The organism is Geminocystis sp., assembly GCF_041753295.1.
Lineage (GTDB): Bacteria > Cyanobacteriota > Cyanobacteriia > Cyanobacteriales > Cyanobacteriaceae > Geminocystis.
Genome location: NZ_JBGSUU010000115.1, coordinates 12,545 through 32,147 on the forward strand (window position 1 = coordinate 12,545; position 19,603 = coordinate 32,147).

The 19,603-nt window shown below is 31.7% G+C and carries 21 protein-coding genes; 10 read left to right on the plus strand and 11 right to left on the minus strand.

Annotated features, from left to right (window positions below; translation table 11 throughout):
- Positions 1 to 55 precede the first annotated feature (55 nt).
- The 5 genes from ACEW8E_RS14345 to ychF form a co-directional block, all read right to left on the minus strand.
- Entirely contained in the window at positions 56 to 313 is a 258-nt protein-coding gene (locus ACEW8E_RS14345) for a YlxR family protein (RefSeq protein ID WP_373481040.1), read from the minus strand.
- Positions 288 to 1,442 (minus strand): transcription termination factor NusA, encoded by a 1,155-nt coding sequence (nusA, locus tag ACEW8E_RS14350; RefSeq protein WP_373481041.1) that lies wholly within the window; start codon positions 1,440 to 1,442, stop codon positions 288 to 290. The genes ACEW8E_RS14345 and nusA overlap by 26 nt, the downstream gene beginning before the upstream one ends.
- A gap of 16 nt (positions 1,443 to 1,458) precedes the next feature.
- Positions 1,459 to 1,923, minus strand: coding sequence for a ribosome maturation factor RimP (rimP, locus tag ACEW8E_RS14355; RefSeq protein ID WP_373481042.1), 465 nt, complete (start codon positions 1,921 to 1,923; stop codon positions 1,459 to 1,461).
- 418 nt (positions 1,924 to 2,341) lie between these two features.
- On the minus strand, positions 2,342 to 3,502 hold the full coding sequence (gene hpnI, locus ACEW8E_RS14360) for a bacteriohopanetetrol glucosamine biosynthesis glycosyltransferase HpnI (protein WP_373481043.1): 1,161 nt from the start codon (positions 3,500 to 3,502) through the stop codon (positions 2,342 to 2,344).
- 130 nt (positions 3,503 to 3,632) lie between these two features.
- Positions 3,633 to 4,724, minus strand: coding sequence for a redox-regulated ATPase YchF (ychF, locus tag ACEW8E_RS14365; protein WP_373481044.1), 1,092 nt, complete (start codon positions 4,722 to 4,724; stop codon positions 3,633 to 3,635).
- Between the two features lie 167 nt (positions 4,725 to 4,891).
- Between ychF and ACEW8E_RS14370 the strand changes: the two genes are divergently transcribed.
- From ACEW8E_RS14370 to ACEW8E_RS14385, 4 genes are all read left to right on the plus strand, one after another.
- A complete protein-coding gene (locus ACEW8E_RS14370; RefSeq protein WP_373481045.1) occupies positions 4,892 to 5,287 on the plus strand; it encodes an ArsR/SmtB family transcription factor in 396 nt (131 codons plus the stop codon).
- A gap of 26 nt (positions 5,288 to 5,313) precedes the next feature.
- Complete coding sequence (locus ACEW8E_RS14375) at positions 5,314 to 7,329, plus strand: recombinase family protein (RefSeq protein ID WP_373481046.1); 2,016 nt, start codon at positions 5,314 to 5,316, stop codon at positions 7,327 to 7,329.
- Between the two features lie 228 nt (positions 7,330 to 7,557).
- A complete protein-coding gene (locus ACEW8E_RS14380; RefSeq protein WP_373481047.1) occupies positions 7,558 to 7,764 on the plus strand; it encodes a glycogen debranching protein in 207 nt (68 codons plus the stop codon).
- Positions 7,765 to 7,908: 144 nt separating this feature from the next.
- On the plus strand, positions 7,909 to 9,057 hold the full coding sequence (locus ACEW8E_RS14385) for a HEAT repeat domain-containing protein (protein ID WP_373481048.1): 1,149 nt from the start codon (positions 7,909 to 7,911) through the stop codon (positions 9,055 to 9,057).
- A 16-nt stretch (positions 9,058 to 9,073) separates the two neighbouring features.
- Here ACEW8E_RS14385 and cobW read toward each other — a convergent pair whose 3' ends face one another.
- The 3 genes from cobW to ACEW8E_RS14400 all read right to left on the minus strand — a co-directional run bounded on the left by cobW (position 9,074) and on the right by ACEW8E_RS14400 (position 11,932).
- Positions 9,074 to 10,099 carry a cobalamin biosynthesis protein CobW gene (cobW, locus tag ACEW8E_RS14390; protein WP_373481049.1) on the minus strand — a complete coding sequence of 342 codons (1,026 nt, stop codon included), beginning with the start codon at positions 10,097 to 10,099 and terminating at the stop codon, positions 9,074 to 9,076.
- Positions 10,100 to 10,121: 22 nt separating this feature from the next.
- Positions 10,122 to 10,760: a response regulator transcription factor gene (locus tag ACEW8E_RS14395; RefSeq protein ID WP_373481050.1), complete on the minus strand. Its 639-nt coding sequence runs from the start codon at positions 10,758 to 10,760 to the stop codon at positions 10,122 to 10,124.
- Between the two features lie 257 nt (positions 10,761 to 11,017).
- A complete protein-coding gene (locus ACEW8E_RS14400; protein WP_373481051.1) occupies positions 11,018 to 11,932 on the minus strand; it encodes a LysR family transcriptional regulator in 915 nt (304 codons plus the stop codon).
- A 116-nt stretch (positions 11,933 to 12,048) separates the two neighbouring features.
- Here ACEW8E_RS14400 and ACEW8E_RS14405 point away from each other — a divergent pair, with 116 nt between their 5' ends.
- Together ACEW8E_RS14405 and ACEW8E_RS14410 are read left to right on the plus strand one after the other, a co-directional pair.
- Positions 12,049 to 12,426, plus strand: a complete 378-nt coding sequence (locus tag ACEW8E_RS14405) for a hypothetical protein (RefSeq protein ID WP_373481052.1) — start codon at positions 12,049 to 12,051, stop codon at positions 12,424 to 12,426.
- A gap of 64 nt (positions 12,427 to 12,490) precedes the next feature.
- The gene (locus ACEW8E_RS14410) at positions 12,491 to 12,979 is read left to right on the plus strand and encodes a hypothetical protein (protein WP_373481053.1); all 489 of its coding nucleotides are present in this window, start codon (positions 12,491 to 12,493) and stop codon (positions 12,977 to 12,979) included.
- Between the two features lie 141 nt (positions 12,980 to 13,120).
- On the opposite strand, the gene ACEW8E_RS14415 is transcribed toward ACEW8E_RS14410, so the two are convergent.
- Complete coding sequence (locus tag ACEW8E_RS14415; protein ID WP_373481054.1) at positions 13,121 to 13,375, minus strand: GGDEF domain-containing protein; 255 nt, start codon at positions 13,373 to 13,375, stop codon at positions 13,121 to 13,123.
- A gap of 38 nt (positions 13,376 to 13,413) precedes the next feature.
- Here ACEW8E_RS14415 and ACEW8E_RS14420 point away from each other — a divergent pair, with 38 nt between their 5' ends.
- Both ACEW8E_RS14420 and ACEW8E_RS14425 read left to right on the plus strand, forming a co-directional pair.
- A complete protein-coding gene (locus tag ACEW8E_RS14420; protein ID WP_373481055.1) occupies positions 13,414 to 13,764 on the plus strand; it encodes a cupin domain-containing protein in 351 nt (116 codons plus the stop codon).
- A 3-nt stretch (positions 13,765 to 13,767) separates the two neighbouring features.
- Positions 13,768 to 14,820 carry a DMT family transporter gene (locus tag ACEW8E_RS14425; protein WP_373481056.1) on the plus strand — a complete coding sequence of 351 codons (1,053 nt, stop codon included), beginning with the start codon at positions 13,768 to 13,770 and terminating at the stop codon, positions 14,818 to 14,820.
- 58 nt (positions 14,821 to 14,878) lie between these two features.
- Here the strand turns inward: ACEW8E_RS14425 and ACEW8E_RS14430 are convergent, their stop codons facing one another.
- The gene (locus ACEW8E_RS14430; RefSeq protein ID WP_373481057.1) at positions 14,879 to 15,259 is read right to left on the minus strand and encodes a ferredoxin; all 381 of its coding nucleotides are present in this window, start codon (positions 15,257 to 15,259) and stop codon (positions 14,879 to 14,881) included.
- A gap of 234 nt (positions 15,260 to 15,493) precedes the next feature.
- On the opposite strand from ACEW8E_RS14430, the gene ACEW8E_RS14435 reads away from it, so the two are divergent.
- Both ACEW8E_RS14435 and ACEW8E_RS14440 read left to right on the plus strand, forming a co-directional pair.
- On the plus strand, positions 15,494 to 17,338 hold the full coding sequence (locus tag ACEW8E_RS14435) for a hypothetical protein (protein WP_373481058.1): 1,845 nt from the start codon (positions 15,494 to 15,496) through the stop codon (positions 17,336 to 17,338).
- Positions 17,339 to 17,357: 19 nt separating this feature from the next.
- Positions 17,358 to 18,779, plus strand: a complete 1,422-nt coding sequence (locus ACEW8E_RS14440; RefSeq protein WP_373481059.1) for a DUF697 domain-containing protein — start codon at positions 17,358 to 17,360, stop codon at positions 18,777 to 18,779.
- Here ACEW8E_RS14440 and ACEW8E_RS14445 read toward each other — a convergent pair.
- Positions 18,776 to 19,582, minus strand: coding sequence for a TIGR03943 family protein (locus ACEW8E_RS14445; RefSeq protein WP_373481060.1), 807 nt, complete (start codon positions 19,580 to 19,582; stop codon positions 18,776 to 18,778). The two genes, ACEW8E_RS14440 and ACEW8E_RS14445, sit on opposite strands and share 4 nt — an antisense overlap.
- Positions 19,583 to 19,603 lie beyond the last annotated feature (21 nt).

A 19,603-nucleotide genomic window follows, 5' to 3' on the forward strand; every position in this document is an offset into this window, starting at 1 on the left:
TTTTTCAATGGGAGAGGAATGATTTTATTTAATAATTTTTCAATCCTCTTTTTGGTTAATCTGTGAGTCTTTGCCAAAGTTGTTGGTAAATTTCTGGAAGAATTTGAGCCTTCAACACCCTTGATAAACGTTTTTTTTTCTGGGCTAAATTTAGACATTGTGCTTGGGGGCAAATATAAGCAGATCTTCCCATACCATTATCTAAAGTTATTTGATGCTCTGGATAATTTCTAATAATACGCCAAAACTGTTGACGATCAGCGATACGATTACAGCTGATGCAACGTCTATGATTCTGATTCTTCCTCAGCATATTTTGATTTTGATTTGATGTCAATTTTCCATCCCGTTAGACGTGCAGCTAGACGAACATTTTGTCCTTCTTTACCGATAGCTAAACTAAGTTGATTATCTGGTACAACTACTAAAGATTGTCTTTCTTCCGCATTAGTTAATTTTACCAAATCAATTTGAGCTGGACTTAATGAATTAGCAATATAAGTAGCAGGATCAGGAGACCAACGAATTACGTCTATTTTTTCCCCTTTTAATTCATTGACTACCGCTTGAATACGAGATCCTCTAGCACCAATACAAGCTCCTACAGGATCAATATCTCTGTCTAAGGTATCTACGGCAATTTTGGTTCGTGCATTGATAGATCTATTATTGGGGTTTGCTTCTCTAGCGATGGCTACAATTCTGACAATACCTTCTTCAAATTCTGGTACTTCATTATCGAATAAATATACCACTAACCCAGCGTCAGCACGGGAAACTAATAATTGAGGTCCTCTTTGAGAGCCTTCTCGAACTTTTTTGAGATAAACCTTAAAAGAAGCGTTAGCACGGTAATTATCACTAGCTATTTGCTCATGATGAGGTAATTCGGCTTCCACTTCAGGTCGTCCGTAAGCACTTTGAAGGGTCATAATTACAGATTGCCGTTCAAAACGAAGTACTTTAGCTGGTAAAACAGTACCTTCTAATTCCTTAAATTCTGATTGAATAATCCCTCTTTGTAAATCTTTTAGTTTTTGTTGTAATACCTGCTTGGTTTGCATGGCTGCCATACGTCCAAAGTCTTTCTGCTCAGGAGTTACATCTACTAAAACTTCATTGCCAGATTGTACTTCTTCGTTAAATTCTCGAACTTCTCCTAACGCAATTTGATGATCTATATCTTCCACCGAATCAGTTACCATTTTAAGAGCTAAAACTCGGAATCCTTCTTCTTCTATGTCAAGTTCTAATCTAAAATTATCAAAATAGTCATCAGGAAAAGTTTGATTAGTTGTAGCTTGTTTCGCTCGGCGAAAACGCTCATAACCTTTAAATAATGCTTCTCTTAAGGCTTCTTTAACTAAATTTTCAGGTAAATTATTGCTTTTACTGATTTCTTCAATCAGCATCTTTAAACCGGGTAATTTTACTATACTCATAAGGATTTATAATTATTTATTCGCTTTTATTTTCAAGTTGTACTTTAGTGACAATCTCTCTGGGAATAGCCACCATTTTGCCTTTACAGTTGATATGGATTGCTTTTTCGTCTCTACCTTGGAGATTACCTTGCCAAAGGGTATGTTTTTTATACTCAGTATTCGTTTCTACCATGACGGGAAAACCTTTAAAACTAATAAATTCTCTATCAGTGGTTAAGTTTTCACCAATACCCGGGCTAGAAATTTCTAACATATAAGCCGAAGGAATAACATCTTTAGCGTCGAGAGTTTCTTCTAATAACCGACTCATTTTTTCACAAATTTCTAAACTGGTATCACCAGAAATATGACGAATATCAACCCGTAATAAAGGAGGATTTTTATTGGTTTGAAAAACTAAGTTCACTATTTCTAGCTGTAACTGTTGAGCAATAGGTTGCGCAATTTCTGTGATATTAGCAATTAAAGGATGAATCATAGGTAGAAAAAACAATAAACAGCAATAAAAAAAGCGGGATAAACCCACTCCTGTGATGGCATTTTTTGACTTAACCTCTTTTTTACATTCTTCTCAAACCTGTACTTTTTAGCAATTTTTAAAGTTTTAAGATGGTCAGAGTTTTTAACTTAATGGCAAGATAAAGAAAAAAGGATTTTAGCTAATGGACATTATAACATGAAAAAGTAAAGAGAATTGAAAAATTAATTATGGCTCTGTTACTTCTATTCGTGATAAATTGTTCCTTGAAAAAGATGTCAGGTTTCAGGTGTCAGGGGAAATGTAAACGATGAATCTATAACAAATTTAATTGTTAATTCTTATAATCTTTAATAGTGCCGAGTTTATAACGTTTATTTTATCTGAATTTATTATAACTACTGTAGAAGAGCCTAAATTATTTATTTGACTTTGATTTTAGACTTTCGGAGATTTGACCATTTTTATCTAAAATAAAGTGATTATCTTTCCATTGAATTTTATTGCCAAATAAGCCAATTAACCAGATAAAAAAACGGATAATATCCACGAAAAAAACTAACCCTAAATATTGAGTACAAGTTTCATTTTTTAGATATTTAACTCCTACTAAATACCCTAAAATAAGTCTTAAGGAAAAAGTAGTTAGTAATAATAATAAACTTAAGAGAGAGAATTTACTCATCACCATAAAAATTAGACTATTAATAATACCTTGAGTAAATATCATACCTAAATAGCCCTTAAATCTTTGAATTTTAATACACCTAAACCAGCGAATTTGTCTAAGAAAATAATTATTAAAAGTTTCTTCCTCAATATTATGAGTAACGATATAATTAGATAAAATAACTTGATAACCTAATGTTGTTGTTAAATTTCCTAATAAAAAATCATCGGCTAAACTATTAGCTATAGTTTCAAAATTACCTAATTTTTCTAATACTTTTTTTCTGATTAAAATTGTCGAACCAAAAGCGAATTTTACTCCTTCTAATTGTCTAGCCGTTAAGACACTAGGAATAAAATCACAGCAAATACCAATAGATTCGATAATGGAGACTAAACTATTACCCAGTGATTGATAGAGACAAGTAACTATTCCTACTTTTTCATCTTGAAAAGGTTTAATTATTGTAGCTAAATAATCGGGTTTTACTTGTATATCACTATCAGCAATTAAGATTAAATCATAATCACAAAATTCCAAACCATTAGCTAAATTACTAACTTTATAGTTATAACCAATAAGACGATTATTTACTACTAATTTTAAGTCATAATTAGGAAAATTATCGATTAAATTATTAACAATATTAATCACAGGATCATCTTTTTCTCTAACACAAAAAATAATTTGATAGCTAGGATAATTCTGTTTAATAAAAGAGGTTAAATTTTCTACTATATTAACTTCTAAACCGTACAAAGGTTTTAAAATAGAAATAGGAGGGTAAAAATCCCATTTAATATTATCATTAAAAAGAAAAAATTTTTGAGCAGAATAGATACTATAAAGATAGTAAAAAATTGATCCTAATACCAATATAAAAAAAATCAACCATAGTAAATTAAGCACTATTATTCTGTTAATAACACCTTAAATTGAGGAAAAAATATCAGTTTTTATCACTGTCAACTGTCAAGTATAACAATCTTTAAATCATTGATGAATCTCTAAAAGCGATAAGTGAAGATTGCTATATCAACTAAACATTAAACCTAAATACCATAACATCCCCCTCTTTTACAATATACTCTTTTCCTTCAGATCTAACTAAACCTAACTCTTTAGCTGCACTTATACTACCAGCTTTCACTAAATCATCATAACCGATAGTTTCTGCGCGAATAAAACCTCTTTCAAAATCAGTATGAATTACACCAGCCGCTTGAGGTGCTTTCATTCCTGCGATAATAGTCCATGCTCTAGTTTCGGTTTCTCCTGTGGTAATATAAGTACGCAACCCTAATAACTCATAGGTAGCCTTAATCAGAGACTGTAAACCACCTTCGGTGACTCCTAAAGATTCGAGAAATTCCGCTTTGTCTTCGGGAGATAAATCTACTAATTCAGATTCAACTTGTGCCGAGACTACCACAACTTTAGCATTTTCTGAACCCACAAATTGTTTAACTTGCTCAACCCATTCGTTACCAGTAGCTAAATCTTCATCGGTGACATTGGCGGCATAGATGACAGGTTTGGAGGTTAATAATCCCAGAGGTTTAATAATAACTTCTTCTTCAGGAGTCAATTCTAATAATCTTGCAGGTTTACCATCATTAAGAATCGGTAAAATGCGCTCTAAAATCGTCAATTCTTCGGCAGCTTCTTTATTATTTTTAGCTTGTTTTCTAACTCTATCAATTCTACGCTCAACTTGAGTTAAATCGGCTAAAGCCAACTCTAAATTAATGACTTCAATATCTCGAATAGGATCAACCGAGCCAGAAACATGGATAATATCATCATCATCGAAACATCTTACCACATGGACAATGGCATCAACTTCTCTAATATTAGCTAAAAATTGATTACCTAAACCTTCACCTTTCGATGCGCCTTTGACTAACCCTGCAATATCCACAAACTCAATAGTAGCAGGTACAATTTTATAACATTTAGAAATTTTAGCTAATACTTGCAAACGTTCATCAGGCACGGCTACAACGCCAACATTTGGCTCGATAGTACAAAATGGAAAATTTGCAGCAGTGGCTTTTGCATTGGCAACTACGGCATTAAATAAGGTGGATTTGCCCACATTTGGCAATCCGACAATACCAGCTCTTAACATAAATTTACATATAACAATTAATCAACACTCTATTATCGATGATTAACGCATATATTGCACAATGCTATGACAAATAAATATCGAAACTCTCTCGTTTATAAATTAAAAAAAATATGAGAAGAACACTGTTACAATAGTCATAGCTAAATCTAAGTTAATTGCAATTCATGAATGTTTCTTATCCTCTTAAACCGATTCAAGAGAAAAATAATTTAATTCCTTGTCTTCCTCATTGTCTTGAAACAGAATTAATAGAAATTTGTAAGACTCAAATTTTAGCCCGTGATAAAGCACAAAGAATGGCAGAATTTTTTAGTTTATTAGGAGATTCTAACCGTTTAAGAATCCTATCAATATTAGCACAAAATGAGTTATGTGTATGTGATTTAGCCGCCAGTTTAGAAATGAGTGAATCCGCAGTTTCTCATCAATTAAAAACCTTAAAAGTAATGCGTTTAGTGGCTTATCAAAAAAGAGGTAGAAAAGTTTTTTATCGTCTTTTAGATCATCATGTATTAGAATTATATCGTTCTGTTGCTGAACATTTAGATGAAACTGATTAATTTTCTATTTTCAATTATTTAAGTCTTTGTCAATTATTAAATCTCAACCTATTTGGATATTCGGTAATAGTTATTGCGGAAAAACTACTCGTTTAGCCTCAATTATTTCTCAGTGGTTAGAAAAATCTTCTTCTTTGAAAAAACCGTTAATTTTATGCAGTAATGAAGAAGGTAGAAAAACTTTAACGGATACATTATTAAATATTAATCCTCATCATTATTCGGGTAAAATCAAAACTCCTTTTGCCGTGATAATAGAAGATGTTATTCTTTTTTATCCTTTAATTATTCAAGAATTAGGAATTAAAGCTCATATTCCTCTCAAGTTACGACCTGAAACAGAGCAAGAATTAGCTACCCAGTTATGGAAAACATCTTTAACTCCTGAATTAGTAGGTATTTTTGGCAATGAATATAACTGTGTCAGACGCATTTTGGATTTTATGCAGTTAGCCGCATCTGGCGGAATTCCACCCGAAGAAATTAGTCATCGTTTATATCAGTCAATGGTGCTAAATATACCAAATAATCAAGAAATTAGTGATTTAATAGGAAAATTAATTATAACATGGCGACAATGGTCACTAGAAAGAGGTTTATTAAGTTATGGTTTAATTTATGAACTTTATGGACGTTATTTATTACCAAATACTTATTATCAATCCTATTTAATGGATAATTATAATGCTATTTTCGGCGATGATGTGGATGATTATCCTGCTATTGCTGGAGACTTAGGCAAATTTTTTCTAAAAAACAACCTATTTGGAGCTTTTACTTATAATAATACTGGAAAAGTTCGCTTAGGGTTAAATGCTGATTCTGAATATTTGAAAGAGTTATCCCATTTTTGTCATCAAGAATCATTATTACTTAATCAAATAGATAGTTTAGGGATAAAAGTAGAAGAATCAGTCATTAACTTACTTAATAATAACTTCACTCAAAAGAAAATTATCGGTATTGAAAGTATCGTGACAAATTCAAGAGGAGAATTATTAACAAAAATGGCTGAATTTATCATTGAATCCATCAACTCAGGGAAAATTAAACCAGAAGAAGTTGTAATTATAGCACCCGGTTTAGATGAAATTGCCCGTTATACTCTTATGAATATTCTTAACAGTAACGATATTGAAATTAAACCATTAAATGAACAACGCCCCATAATTACATCTACTTCAGTGCGGAGTATTTTAACTCTTTTAACTCTAATTTATGAAGGCAATGGTAAATTAATAGACAAAGCCATGATAGCGGAAATGTTAGTTATTTTATCACAGCAGAAGATAGACTTAGTTCGTGCAGGTTTATTAACTGATTATTGTTATTATCCTGATGCAAAATCTCCTCGATTATTAACCATAGAGTCTTTTCCTCGTTGGGATAGATTAACTCATCAAAGTCTGGAATCTTTTAATAATATTAAAGAATGGCTTGAAAATACTCAAATAAACGTAAAAAACGGACAAAATCATCTTTTAATAGTCATTGACGACATTATAAAGCATTTCTTTGCTAATATTACTGATTTAAACTATAGTCAATCAAAAACCCTTCGTGAATTTCGAGAAACTGCGCAACATTTTTGGCAAATACAACAAAGACTAGGGAATCAAAATAATTATGATATGATGACTAAACTGGTTACTTTATTGCGTAAAGGTACAATAACCGCAAATCCTTTACCAATGGAAGTTATCCCCTTTTTAAAACAAAGTTCAAAAAAAGCTGTTACCATTGCTTCAGTATATCAGTATCGCTCATATCGCAGTCATCATCCTTGGCAATTTTGGCTTGATGTGGGAAGTCATCTTTGGAGTCAAAGCAGTGAATTATTTGCATCATCAATATTTTTAAAATCGTGGCAATCTCACTCTATTGTCTCTGACACACTAACTGAAAATGAATTAGTTACTAGAGTTATACAAGATTTATTAGCTAGAGTCACCGAAAAAGTTTTTTTATGTCATAGTGAGTTAGATATTAACGGAAAAGAGCAAATTGGTAAGTTATCTACTTTAGTAAATAGTTTAACTTAATATCGATAAAGTTATATATTTTTCGAGATTTATCGAAGTTTCTTTCTATGATATAATTTCTATATATTTATTTCTTCAAAAAGTCATCAAAAATTACTCAAAGAATAAACTGAGATTTACTATTAATCAATATTAATCAAAGATAAGGAAAATTAACGATTTTAAAAGATATATTAGCAACTTTTAAAAAGAAGAAATCAACAACTATTCACTATCAACTAATTTATTATGGCTATTTGGGTTAACGAACAAAAAGATGGTTGTGGTATAATTCAGGCTTGTATTGCTACTACTAATCAAAAGGCAGCAGAAGATTGTCATAATAATTGGCTAGAAAAATTAACACCGCAACAAAAACAACAGGGATGGGAAGTTACCATTAAAACTGTTGCTTGTTGGGATGATGTGCCTGTTAATGCTTTAAAACTTAGTTAACTTTAAGATATTTTGATTAAATATTACATAATCTTTTTGCAGTAAGTGCATAAAAAATATTTTTATGTGATCAAAATTACTAAATAAGGTTTGCCGAAAATTTATTCTAAAAAGACATAATTCTTCTTTTTACCTTCTTCTCTCATGGTTAGTATTTTCCCTGAAAAAAGTCTTATTCCTGCTGATTTATCGACTATTTCTCTTGATAATCCTGAAACTATCTCCTTAGAATTAGCTTTGGAGATTCTCCCATTGGGAGATTTTGAACAAAAATGGGCAGTAGCAAAAATACTGGTAAAATACGGTAGTCAAGTAATTCAACCTTTAAAAAAAATAATTTTAGATGAAAAAGCTAATGTTGAACATCGTTGGTATAGTTTAAAAATACTTAGTGAAATCAAAAATCCTGAAATTATTTTAATTGTTACGGAGTTATTAACTATCACTCAAGAAGAAGATTTATTGTTGTTAGCTTCTCAAACTTTAGCTAGTCAAGGAAAACAATCAATTATTTTTTTATCACAGTTACTAGATAATCTTTCTTCTCGTCTATTAGCTACTGAGGCTTTGGCACAAATTCCTAGTTTAGAAGTGATTAAACCTTTATTATCGGTTGTTAATGATCAAGATAACACTATTAGAACAACTGCCATCGCTACTTTAAGAAATTTTGATACTCCTGAAATTAAATCAGTAATGATTAATGCCTTAAAAGATTATGCCTCATCCGTAAGAAAAGAAGCAGTTATCGCCTTGGGTTTAAAATTAAAATCTGGTGAAGATGTAGAGTTAATCAAATTATTGTCTCCTTTATTAGAAGATATAAATTTATCTGTGGCACAACAAACGGCGATTTCTTTAAGTCGTAGTAATCATATTTTTGCCATAGAATCTTTAAACAAAGTTTTAGGCAATGAAAATACTCCTATACCGTTAAAAGTTACAATTGTAAGATCTTTAGCATGGATAGCAACTCCTGAAAGTTTACAATGTTTAGACAATTATTTATATAAAGAGGATTTGGATTTATCCATCACTTTGGAAATCATTACTGCTTTAGGAAGAGTGAGAAAAGCAACTTTAAAGCATCAATGTGTAACAATTCTAAGCAATTTCTATGAAAATAATTACTCTAAGTTAAATCAGCCAGAAATTTTACAAAGTCTTTGTTATAGTTTGAAACAACTTAATGTCGTTACTGCGGTTAAGATTCTAAAAGCTATAGAAATTAATCATAATGCACAAGTTCGTTTTCATGCCCAAAATGCCCTTAAAAAATTTGAAATTAAGTAATTAAGTAATGTCAAACTCAGGTAATAATCAAATCTGATGGTTTTAAGTTACGCCCAATTATAACTAATTTTGTTGCTCTTTTTTCCTCTGGTTGCCATAATCGATCATAAAATGTTTCAAAGCGATCGCCTACTCCTTGTAATACCATGCGCATAGGTTTATTAGTGACATTAACAAAACCTTTAATACGATAAATTTCTAAATTTTTAACCAGATTTTCTAAACGGGAAATTAAAACTTGAGGGTTAATAGTTTCTTCCATAGATAATTCTAAACAATTAATATCATCGTCATGATCGTGTTCTTCTTCGGTATCATGATGGGAAGGGCGATTAATAATATGATCTTCTACGGCGGCATTAAAACCTAATAAAATCTCTGAATTAATTTCTCCTTGATGACAGGGTATAACTTTAATTCCTGTGGGTAATTCCTTTTCTAACCAGTTTTTAACTTGAGTTAACTCATCATCTTTGAGTAAGTCAGTTTTAGTCAATAATACTAAATCAGCACAAGCGAGTTGGTCTTCAAATAATTCCTCAATGGGGGTTTCATGATCTAAACTAGAATCATTTAATCTTTGTTGGTTAATAGCTTCTAAATCACCGACTAAATTACCCTTAGCTAAACCATAGGCATCGACAACGGTAATAACTCCATCTACAGTGGCATGATTACGGATTTCTTGCCATTTAAAGGCTTGTATTAAAGGTTTTGGTAAAGCTAACCCAGAAGTTTCGATGACAATAGCATCAATTTGATCTTTTCTGGTTAACAATTTTTGCATAGTGGGATAAAATTCTTCTTGAACAGTGCAACAAAGACAACCGTTAGTTAATTCGATAATATTGCTATTTATTTCTCCATCATCATCACAAACTTGACAACTACGCAATAATTCTCCATCAATGCCAATTTCGCCAAATTCATTGACAATAACGGCAATTTTTCTACCTTGATTATTTTGTAAAAGATTGCGTAATAAAGTTGTTTTTCCTGCGCCAAGAAAGCCTGTAATGACTGTAACTGGTATTTTGTGCATAATATAAGATATTTATTGTTGTTTAAATTAATTCATTTTGAATTGCCCACCGAGATAATTCTGTACGATTATGTAATCCTGTTTTATTTAACATATTAGATACATGACTTTCAATGGTGCGTTGACTTACTCCTAATTCTTGGCAAATTTCTTTATTCGACATTCCTTGAGCGACTAAATTAACTACTATTTTTTCTGTGCTAGTTAATAATACGCTTTTTGGTACATGAATGCGAGAATAATTTTCTACTTTTTTGAGGCTACTAGAGATTAAACGCATACTTTGATTGAGAGTAGATTTTACTTGTGCTACTAACTCATCAGGTTCAAAAGGTTTTACCATATAAACATCAGCACCTTGACTTAAACCTTTAATACGATCTTTACTTTGCCCTTTTGCTGATAAAAATATAATAGGAAGCCACTCTAAATGAGGATTTTTTCTAATTTCTTGAACAAAAGCATAACCATCCATTTCTGGCATCATTACATCACAAATGATTAAATCTGGTGTTTGCCCTTCAAGAATTTTGATAGCTTCTCTACCCTGATTCGCCGTTAACACTTCATAACCATTAAATTCTAAATAATCTTTTACTAATAATATTAGATTGGGGTCATCGTCAATCAGTAATAATGTTTGTTTGGAATTGTCTTTCATGATGTTTAGCCAAGAATCAAAAAACGGTTAATCTTCATTCTATATGCTAATCCTTTTCGGAATTTTACAAAAAATAAATATGGCTCTGTTACTTCTGTTGGTGATAAATTAAATTATTCCTTGAAAAAGGTGACAAGTGTCAGGTTTCAGGTGAAATGCAAAGAGTGAATATATCACAAATTTAATGGTTAATTCTTATAATCCTTATAGTGCCAACTTTATAGTGTTATTTTATCTGATATTTTTAAGTATTTCTCCTAACTCCTATTTTCATCATTACAAACCCAAGGATCGAGTTTAAATTGTAATTCTAAAAAATGAATAAAACAACTAATTTTGGCAGGATAAAAACGACTACGATGATAAACTGCATTAATGGGGAATGATGTAGGGGGATAATCTTGTAATACAACCTTGAGATTCCCCCGATAAATTTCGTCACCAAACATCCATACGGGGGCAACGGCAATGCCTAAACCTGATAAAATAGCAGATCGAATGGCGATGGAACTATCAGTTTGAAAATAGCCTCCCACTTTGACTTTAATTATTCCCTCTTTTCCTTGAAAATACCATTCATTACCCGTTGCTAAATGAGTATAAACAATACAGTGATGATTAACTAAATCTTCTGGGGTTTCAGGTTCACCTGCTTGATCAAAGTAGCTTTTTGTTGCTACAGTGATACGGCGAGTTGTACCAATGTGGCGGCTAACGAGAGAATTATCTTGATGATTGCCAATACGAATCAAAACATCTAAACCTTGCTCTACAAGATTAACAAAATGATCCGCCATCACTAAATCAATTTTGACATCGGGATAAGATTTGAGAAAAGTATTTAAACGAGGTACAATTTGCATCTGTCCAAAAAGTACTGAGCAACCTAATCGTAAAACTCCCTTTGCTTGTTTTTTCCCCGTCAGATTCGCTTCAGATTCCGCAACGATTTCCAAAATCTGTTGACAGTATTGATAATATATTTTGCCTTCTTCCGTCAAGCTCAAATTTGTCGTGGAACGAATTAGTAATTGTACTCCTAAATATTTTTCTAAAGATGCAATTTGTTTACTAATAGTTGGTTGTGTTGTATTTTTTTCTCGCGCTACGGCAGAAAAACTATTCAATTCCACAGCCCTAACAAAAAGTTGCATACAACTAATTCGATCCATACTGGGTTTTTACCTCTTCCAAAATTGCATATAGCTTATTCTATTTTGCCTACTTCTCAAAGAAAATGAAATAAATTAGGATACCGTTATTGATTATTTTCTTTCTCAAAACGAAAATGCTAAAATCCAAATTCTTAAGTCCTTTCCTTGCTCCTTTCGCCCTCGCTACGGTTATCACCGTGGGTGATGTTGCGATGGGTAGCTTTGTCTCTCAATTCCAAAATGATGCGATGGCAGCTCCAAAAATGACTCCAGCTCAACAAATTGAAGCCGTGACAAAAAATAAAGGACAAATTGGAGGAGGTGATCAACTACGTCGCTTTTTCTATGGTGATTTATTACCTTTAGGAGTACAACCCGGCGGTGCTGGTATGGTAGTGAATTTATACAACAAAGCTAACGATGTAACTTTCTCTTACTGTGCTACCTATGACGTGGTTGTAGCAGTCAAAGAAGGTAAAGTAACCATGTTTCCACCCAATGAAGTCAAGTAATTAACACTGTCTTCATCAATTTATTGATCTCTTATCAAATTCTATTATTAAGGATTTTAATACCATGAACTTTCGTTTTATCGCAACTTCTCTTTCCGCTTTAGCTATTTCTAGCACTTTTACTTTTCTGCCTATCGTCACTCCTCAAGCCCAAGCACAAATGATCATGAATTTTAGTGCTCCTTTTGTCTCTAACTCTGGTATTGTAGGGGCGGCTGCCGATACTCATTTTATTACCTTAGCGGTGACGGGATTTTCTTTAGAATCAGCAACAATTTCTTTACCCAAGGATATGGGGCGCTCCATTACCGCAAAAGCCCTAGATAGGGATGGTAGAGAAATTCCCAGTACGATCGCATTAACGCCTGGGGCGGTAACAATTAATTTTGCTCAACCGATAAAACCTGATAATTACGTCACCATCAGACTTTCTGGTATTGATATGTCCAGAATGGGCGGTCGTGTGCTTTATCGAGTCAGTGCCAAACTACAAGAATTAGGTGAAGAAATCCCTATCGGCTCGGCAATGGTTAGACTTAAAGATCAAGGTTAGGTTAAAGTCTAGTCTATGTGTAGGGTGTGTTAACAAACGATAACTAACGCATCAACTATATTGAGTGATAGAAGGAACTTATAAAATAACTACAATTTTGTGATGGTGGGCATTGCCCACCCTACTTACTGATTTTTACCCTTAGTTATGGAGAATAAATTGATTTCTACCTTGATGTTTGGCAGAATATAATGCCTTATCCGCTTTTAAAATCAAGTTTTCTGGTGTGTCATCATTATCAGGTACTTTGGAAACTATACCCATACTAGTATTAACATACTCAAAGGGTGAACCCTCGTGAATATCATTTAAAGAGGGAATTTTATCAATGCTTCTTGTCTCGTGCCCCTTGCCTCTTGCCTTTTTCAACCTAAATATACAATTAATTTTACTCACTTACTTATCATGATCCTTTTGAACCCTCTACATCTACTATGAATACTAGAATTTTTGCTTTAGAAAACTATACTCGCTCCAATAATAAAAACGCTACAGTAACAGAAATTACTCAGACGAAAAACTCTAGCGTTGCGGTATGGTGCGTAAAACCCGGACAAATTGTTCAACCTCATTATCACCCTGACGGACAAGATACTTGGGTTATGATTAAAGGTATTTTAACCTATTATTTAGGTGATGGTCAAAGCCAAAGTTTAAATGTGGGTGACATTGCTTTAGCTGACAAAAATCAGATTCATGGGGCGATTAATGAAAGTAACGAAGATGCTATATTTATTTCTATTTATTCTGCACCCAATATTGGCTATGAAAAGGCATCACCTTAACCGATGATGAAAGTTATTAATAGTATAAACAAAAATTTAAGTAGAGTTCCTACTTCCCTATATCTTTCCATTGCGGTTTTAATTTTTGCGGCTTCCAACTCCGTCACCAGTAAACTTATTAATATTGGCAACTATCACTTAATCAATGGTAAAAATCCGATTTCATCCTGTAATGTTTTATTTGTGGGTAATATTTGTGCCTTGGCATTGATGTTGCTTATTTTTCATCAAGATTGGAAACCGACTACTCTCAAACTTCTAACTCGTAAAGATTGGATTAGTTTAACTATCACGGGTATTTTATCAGGAGCGATCTCACCTTGGTTAATTTTTACGGCTCTTGAAAAAACTAATGTTACTAATATCGTTTTAATTGGGCGTATAGAACCTATTTTAAGCCTAATTTTCGGTGTTTGGTTATTGGGTGGCTCACGGATTAATTTTTGGACAATAGGAGGCTCTCTTATTTCTTTTCTTGGGGTGATAGTAACTGCTTTGTTAGGAAGTTCAGGACAAATGATCAATATGGGAGGATTTCAAATCGGAATCGGCGAAATTTTCGTGGCGATCGCCGCTATCATTAATTCTATTTCTAACATTATGGGTAAATTACAATTGAGATCTATTCCCATCGGTATTTTTATGATTTATCGCAATATACTAGGTACAGTGATTTTCTTTCTATTAGCGAATATTCTCTACGGAGTGCAACATTTTAGTCAAATATTCTCCCCTTTTCTTTGGCAATGGATGTTGATTTATGGAGCAATTATTGTTGTAGTCGGTCAATTATGTTGGTTAGTGGGGTTAAAGAATGCCACTTCAACGCAACTTAACTTAGCCAGTTTAATAAATCCCATCGCCGCTATTTTTATGGCTTATTTAATTTTGGGAGAAATTCCTACTATGGCTCAATATCTGGGAGGAAGTTTATTGTTAGTCGGTGTTATTTTGAGTTTTGTAGGTAATTTATACCAAGCTAAAATAAATCCACAATTAATGAAATCTAACCCCCGTGAAGCAATAGAAACATCCATGGGTTTTAAAGGAGTTTAACTTATCTCAATTCGATATAAAATTCTCGGTTAGGGTAAGAGATAGGAGATAATAGTAATTAACTTAAGGGATGTTGATGAAATAAATATTCTTCGACAACGTGATTATTAATTATATGCTCTTGAATAATTTTTTCGATTACTTCTGGTGTAGCGTGACGATACCAAGTACCATCAGGATAAATTAACAAAATTGGTCCGTCAATACAAACTCTTAAACAATCAGCTTTGGTGCGGAATACACAATGAGATTTTTCTGAACTTGGTTTATCTAAGTTTAACTCTTTGAGTCTATTTTTAAGATATTCCCAAGACTCTAAACTATCTTTTTTAGAACAACATTTTGGTTTATTTTGATCACAACATAAAAAAATATGACGCTCAATACTAGATAATCCCAGTTGTTTTACTGATTCAGCTAAAGGGTTATTTTTACTCATAAATAATAGGTGGCTATAATATCATCAGGAAATTAAAATACGGTAATCATACTAATATTTTGTACTTCATTTCTTTTATTCCCTACACTTTTACCTTTCATTGTTAACTATTCGTTGTCATGTTAAGATATGCTAAGTCAAATTTAATCTTGAAATATACTTAACTATTTATCATCAATAATATCATTTTTTAATTCTTAATTTTTAATTCTCTATTCTTTACTTATTGAATATATGACCACAAAAATCGAAAACAATAATCTTAAAATCTCATGGCAATTATTAAGTCTAATTTTAGCTGTTTCTTTTGGTGGAGTTGGATTTTTAGCCACTACGGTTTTATTACGTTTACCTAGTAATCCTAGTTGTAACCCAGTATCTTTGTTTTTTAGTTCTGCTACTAATCGTATTTATTGCGCACAATTACAAGCTCAAACTAATACCGTTGATGGTTTATTAAAAGCTATTGCTTTATTACAAGTATTATCTCCTACTCATCCTCTACGCAATGAGATTAATCGTCATGTAACTGAATGGTCTAATGATATTATTTTATTGGCAGATAAAGAATTTAATAAAGGAAAATTAGATGAAGCCATCGCCATCCTCAGAAAAATTCCTGAAGAGATAGAAAATTATAATATTATTGAAGCGAAAATTACGACATGGAGAGAAATATGGGAAGAAGCTAAAGGTATTCAAGAAGAAGTAGAATCAGAATTAAAAAATTCTCAGTGGAATAAGGCTTTTTTAGTAGCTGTAAATTTACTAAATGTTAGTAATGAATATTGGCAAACCACAAAATATCAAGAAACCGTTAAAACTATTAATTTAGCCAGAGAAGAAAGTAAAAAACTCGATGGTGCTTATGTTACTCTAAGATCTGGCGGTGTGGATAATTTATTAAAAACCATTGAAATTGCGTCGATAATTCCTCCTTCTAGTTATTCTTATAATGAGGCGAGTAAATTAATTAAAGAAGCGGAAGATAAAATCAGCGACATAGTACAAGAATTAGTTGACAATGAAAATTGGGATAATTTATCAGAGTTAGCGGCGAAAATTCCTGATAAAAGTAATCTTAAAAATCAAGCCAATGATTGGACAACTATGGCAAGTGCTGGAAGAAATGCTAATTTAGGTACAGTATCAGGTATGGAATTGGCCATCGCCGAAGCTGAACAAATTCCGAGTGAGAGTAAATTATATAATAAAAGTCGAGAATTATCTAAAGGATGGATTGCACAAAAAGAAGATTTAACTCACTTAGCCAACGCTAGACAGTTAGCAAGATCTGGACAAATAGGGGACTTAAACGCAGCCATTACCAAGGCAGAATTAATTAATAGTGATAATCCTCTTTATGGAGAAGCTCGTCAAGAAATACGTCAATGGCAAAAAGACATACAAATTCAAGAAGATAAACCAATACTAGCAAAAGCTCAAGAATTAGCTCAGGGGAATACCGTTGAATCTTGGCAACAAGCTATTAATCAAGCGAGTCAAATTCAATCAAATCGTGCATTATACGCCGAAGCTAGTGATTTAAAGAGAGAATGGCAAAGTAATATTGAACGGATACAAGATCGACCTGTTTTAGATAAAGCTATTTCATTAGGAAATAATAATACTTATCAAGAAGCTATAAATGTAGCTAGTCGTATTGGCAGAGGTACAGCATTATATTCAGAAGCACAAACTCAAATAAGACAATGGCGTAAAGAAATGAATGCTCAAGAAAACTTACAAAGAGCATATCAAGTAGCACAAACCAATGATCCTCAATCTTTAATTCAAGCGATTAATATTGCTAACCGTATTCCTTCTTCTTCTTTTGTGGATAATCAAAGTCGTCAAGCAGTAGATCGTTGGTCAGAACAATTATTAATGATAGCAAAAAGAGCAGCTTCTGATTATTCTCCTTCATCTATGGAACAAGCGATTGATATTGCTAATATGATCCCAGTGGGTACTTCAGCGTATAATCAAGCAAGACAGGAAATTAGAAACTGGCGTAATGAAATGAATCCGTCTTTAAATCCGAGTATTCCTGTTCAGGAAACTAACTTTTATAATTAATCAATAATTAGAAACGATTATGGATATTGTCATCAAAAAACCTATTTTAGTGGCTGGTATTTCTCTTTCTTTTTTGCTTTGGATAGGGCAAAATGTCAAAAATTCTCTCGGAGAAATGGGAGATTTTACGATGTTAATGGTAACTTTAATGGGTTTTTTATGGCTAATATTACAAAGAAATAAAACAAAAAAAATTGTTACGAATCCTTTATTTTTTACCGTTGATTCAGTTGATTTTCAGAAAAAAATTAGTGCAGTAAAAACTTTAATTAATACTTTATTAACAGAATCAAAAGAGTCGAATAATCAAGATTTATATAATAATGATTGTGAGGTTTTTAATGAAAAGATAATTAAAATTGATGCAGAAACTAAAAGAAACTATTTAGAAGCAATTATTATTAGTGATAATAAAGTTAGTCCTATTACTTTAAATAAAATTTTAGAAACGCAATTTACTACTCTTAAAATTAAGATTAATACTGATATTCTTAAAACTGTAGAAAATCCTTCTATAAATTTATTTGAATCTGACTTAATTTTATTTATTCTTCATGGTGATTTAAAAGAATCAGAAAAACGAACTATTCAAAATATTGTTAATAATAACCAAAAATTATTAATTTTATTTGATGATATAGATTATAATTTGGAAGAAGAAAAAACTCTTATTTTTGAGAATCTTAAAACCAGACTAAAAGAAATTATTGAAGATAAATATATTATTAAAATTTCGACAAAAAATCAAATAACTAAAGTAAAAAAATATGAAGATAAAACTAATTATCAAGAATGGGAAGAAATAACTCCCGGAGAATATAAATTATTAACGGATATTTTACAAAATATTATTGATAAAGATCAAGAAAAATTAATCTTATTAACTGCTTATAGAAAACTAATTAATTTACAAAAAAATGTCAAAGACAAAGTAAATTTAATTAGAAAAGAAAAGGCTTTACCTTTAATCGAAAAATATCAAATTATCGCAGCAACAGCAACTTTTGCCAATCCTGTATCAAGTTTAGATTTATTAGCAACGGCGGCAATAAATACTCAAATGATTGTGGATTTAAGCAGTATTTATCAACAGCGATTATCTTTGAATCAAGCGCAGGAAATTTCTCTTGCTTTAGGAAAATTAATGGTTAAATTAGGCATAGTTGAAATATCTAGTCAAGCTATAACTACTATCTTAAAAACTAATTTTATTACTTATATAGCTGGTGGTATTATTCAAGGAATTAGTGCGGCTTATTTAACTCGTATTTGTGGTTTAAGTTTAATAGAATATTATGAAATCGCAGATTTTAGTCATCAAGAATCGATAAATTTAACTAAAATTAAAGAGAAATTACAGCTAATTTTCCAAAGAAATAAAGATAATAATTTATTAACTAATTTTGTGAAAAAAACCGTTTTACAATTTCCCGCAGTTTAATAAGCATAAGGATTTTTAGGAGTCGGAATAGTTTTAACTTCTTTTGCTTGTAAGACTAATTGACGTTTATCTTTTTGTTTCCTATTCTGACTAGAATCGACAGGGGGTAAAGTTTCGGTTTTCATGATTCCTTGTATTTCTAACCAACTATCAACAGGGAAATTATTTCTGGATTTGGGCAATTCTACCAAAATACCAACAGGATAAGCATCAACGGCACAACAAGTAAGCACAAAACGAGATAAATAAATATAATTTTCTGGTAAATGATCTAAATGTACCACAAAACCTGTAATATTAGCTGTTTGTCCTGTATAGGTATCAGGTTCGGGATAAGCATTTAAGGTTCTTACCCATTCTATCAGCGATCGCTTTTCGGGGGAAGTTTGAGTTAAGAAAGATTGAGTTTCTAAGGTAGTTGGAGGTAGTGTGTCTGTTACTCCTCGTTGCATGGCGGTTTGACTACTTAACACCATTGGTTTAATTATTAACCCTAAGATTGCCACAAAAATTAAGATACTACTTGCCCATCCTTTTGGTAATAAATTTGAGTGTTGATTATTATTAGTATAGTTATGAAAATTATGGTTTTTTTGATAGTAATTAAAAAGTTGAATAATTTTGGCAATAGTTAATAATAAAAAAATAATACTGGTTATTAATACTAAAGAAAAATAATTAGGATGTATTAATAAATTTAACTCTCCAGTTATCCAATATTTAAACAGTAATAATGACCATAAAAAAATTGCTATTATATCTAATAAGTTTAACCAAAAATCTTGTTTTATTGAATTATTCATTTGCTTGAAATACCTTGATAT

What these genes read in the sequence shown, in the direction of transcription:
- ACEW8E_RS14345 (WP_373481040.1), bottom strand. Translation starts at nt 313, where the DNA reads ATGCTGAGGAAGAATCAGAATCATAGACGTTGCATCAGCTGTAATCGT.
- nusA (WP_373481041.1), bottom strand. Translation starts at nt 1,442, where the DNA reads ATGAGTATAGTAAAATTACCCGGTTTAAAGATGCTGATTGAAGAAATC.
- rimP (WP_373481042.1), bottom strand. Translation starts at nt 1,923, where the DNA reads ATGATTCATCCTTTAATTGCTAATATCACAGAAATTGCGCAACCTATT.
- ychF (WP_373481044.1), bottom strand. Translation starts at nt 4,724, where the DNA reads ATGTTAAGAGCTGGTATTGTCGGATTGCCAAATGTGGGCAAATCCACC.
- ACEW8E_RS14370 (WP_373481045.1), top strand. Translation starts at nt 4,892, where the DNA reads ATGAATGTTTCTTATCCTCTTAAACCGATTCAAGAGAAAAATAATTTA.
- ACEW8E_RS14380 (WP_373481047.1), top strand. Translation starts at nt 7,558, where the DNA reads ATGGCTATTTGGGTTAACGAACAAAAAGATGGTTGTGGTATAATTCAG.
- ACEW8E_RS14385 (WP_373481048.1), top strand. Translation starts at nt 7,909, where the DNA reads ATGGTTAGTATTTTCCCTGAAAAAAGTCTTATTCCTGCTGATTTATCG.
- cobW (WP_373481049.1), bottom strand. Translation starts at nt 10,099, where the DNA reads ATGCACAAAATACCAGTTACAGTCATTACAGGCTTTCTTGGCGCAGGA.
- ACEW8E_RS14395 (WP_373481050.1), bottom strand. Translation starts at nt 10,760, where the DNA reads ATGAAAGACAATTCCAAACAAACATTATTACTGATTGACGATGACCCC.
- ACEW8E_RS14400 (WP_373481051.1), bottom strand. Translation starts at nt 11,932, where the DNA reads ATGGATCGAATTAGTTGTATGCAACTTTTTGTTAGGGCTGTGGAATTG.
- ACEW8E_RS14405 (WP_373481052.1), top strand. Translation starts at nt 12,049, where the DNA reads ATGCTAAAATCCAAATTCTTAAGTCCTTTCCTTGCTCCTTTCGCCCTC.
- ACEW8E_RS14410 (WP_373481053.1), top strand. Translation starts at nt 12,491, where the DNA reads ATGAACTTTCGTTTTATCGCAACTTCTCTTTCCGCTTTAGCTATTTCT.
- ACEW8E_RS14420 (WP_373481055.1), top strand. Translation starts at nt 13,414, where the DNA reads ATGAATACTAGAATTTTTGCTTTAGAAAACTATACTCGCTCCAATAAT.
- ACEW8E_RS14425 (WP_373481056.1), top strand. Translation starts at nt 13,768, where the DNA reads ATGATGAAAGTTATTAATAGTATAAACAAAAATTTAAGTAGAGTTCCT.
- ACEW8E_RS14430 (WP_373481057.1), bottom strand. Translation starts at nt 15,259, where the DNA reads ATGAGTAAAAATAACCCTTTAGCTGAATCAGTAAAACAACTGGGATTA.
- ACEW8E_RS14435 (WP_373481058.1), top strand. Translation starts at nt 15,494, where the DNA reads ATGACCACAAAAATCGAAAACAATAATCTTAAAATCTCATGGCAATTA.
- ACEW8E_RS14440 (WP_373481059.1), top strand. Translation starts at nt 17,358, where the DNA reads ATGGATATTGTCATCAAAAAACCTATTTTAGTGGCTGGTATTTCTCTT.
- ACEW8E_RS14445 (WP_373481060.1), bottom strand. Translation starts at nt 19,582, where the DNA reads ATGAATAATTCAATAAAACAAGATTTTTGGTTAAACTTATTAGATATA.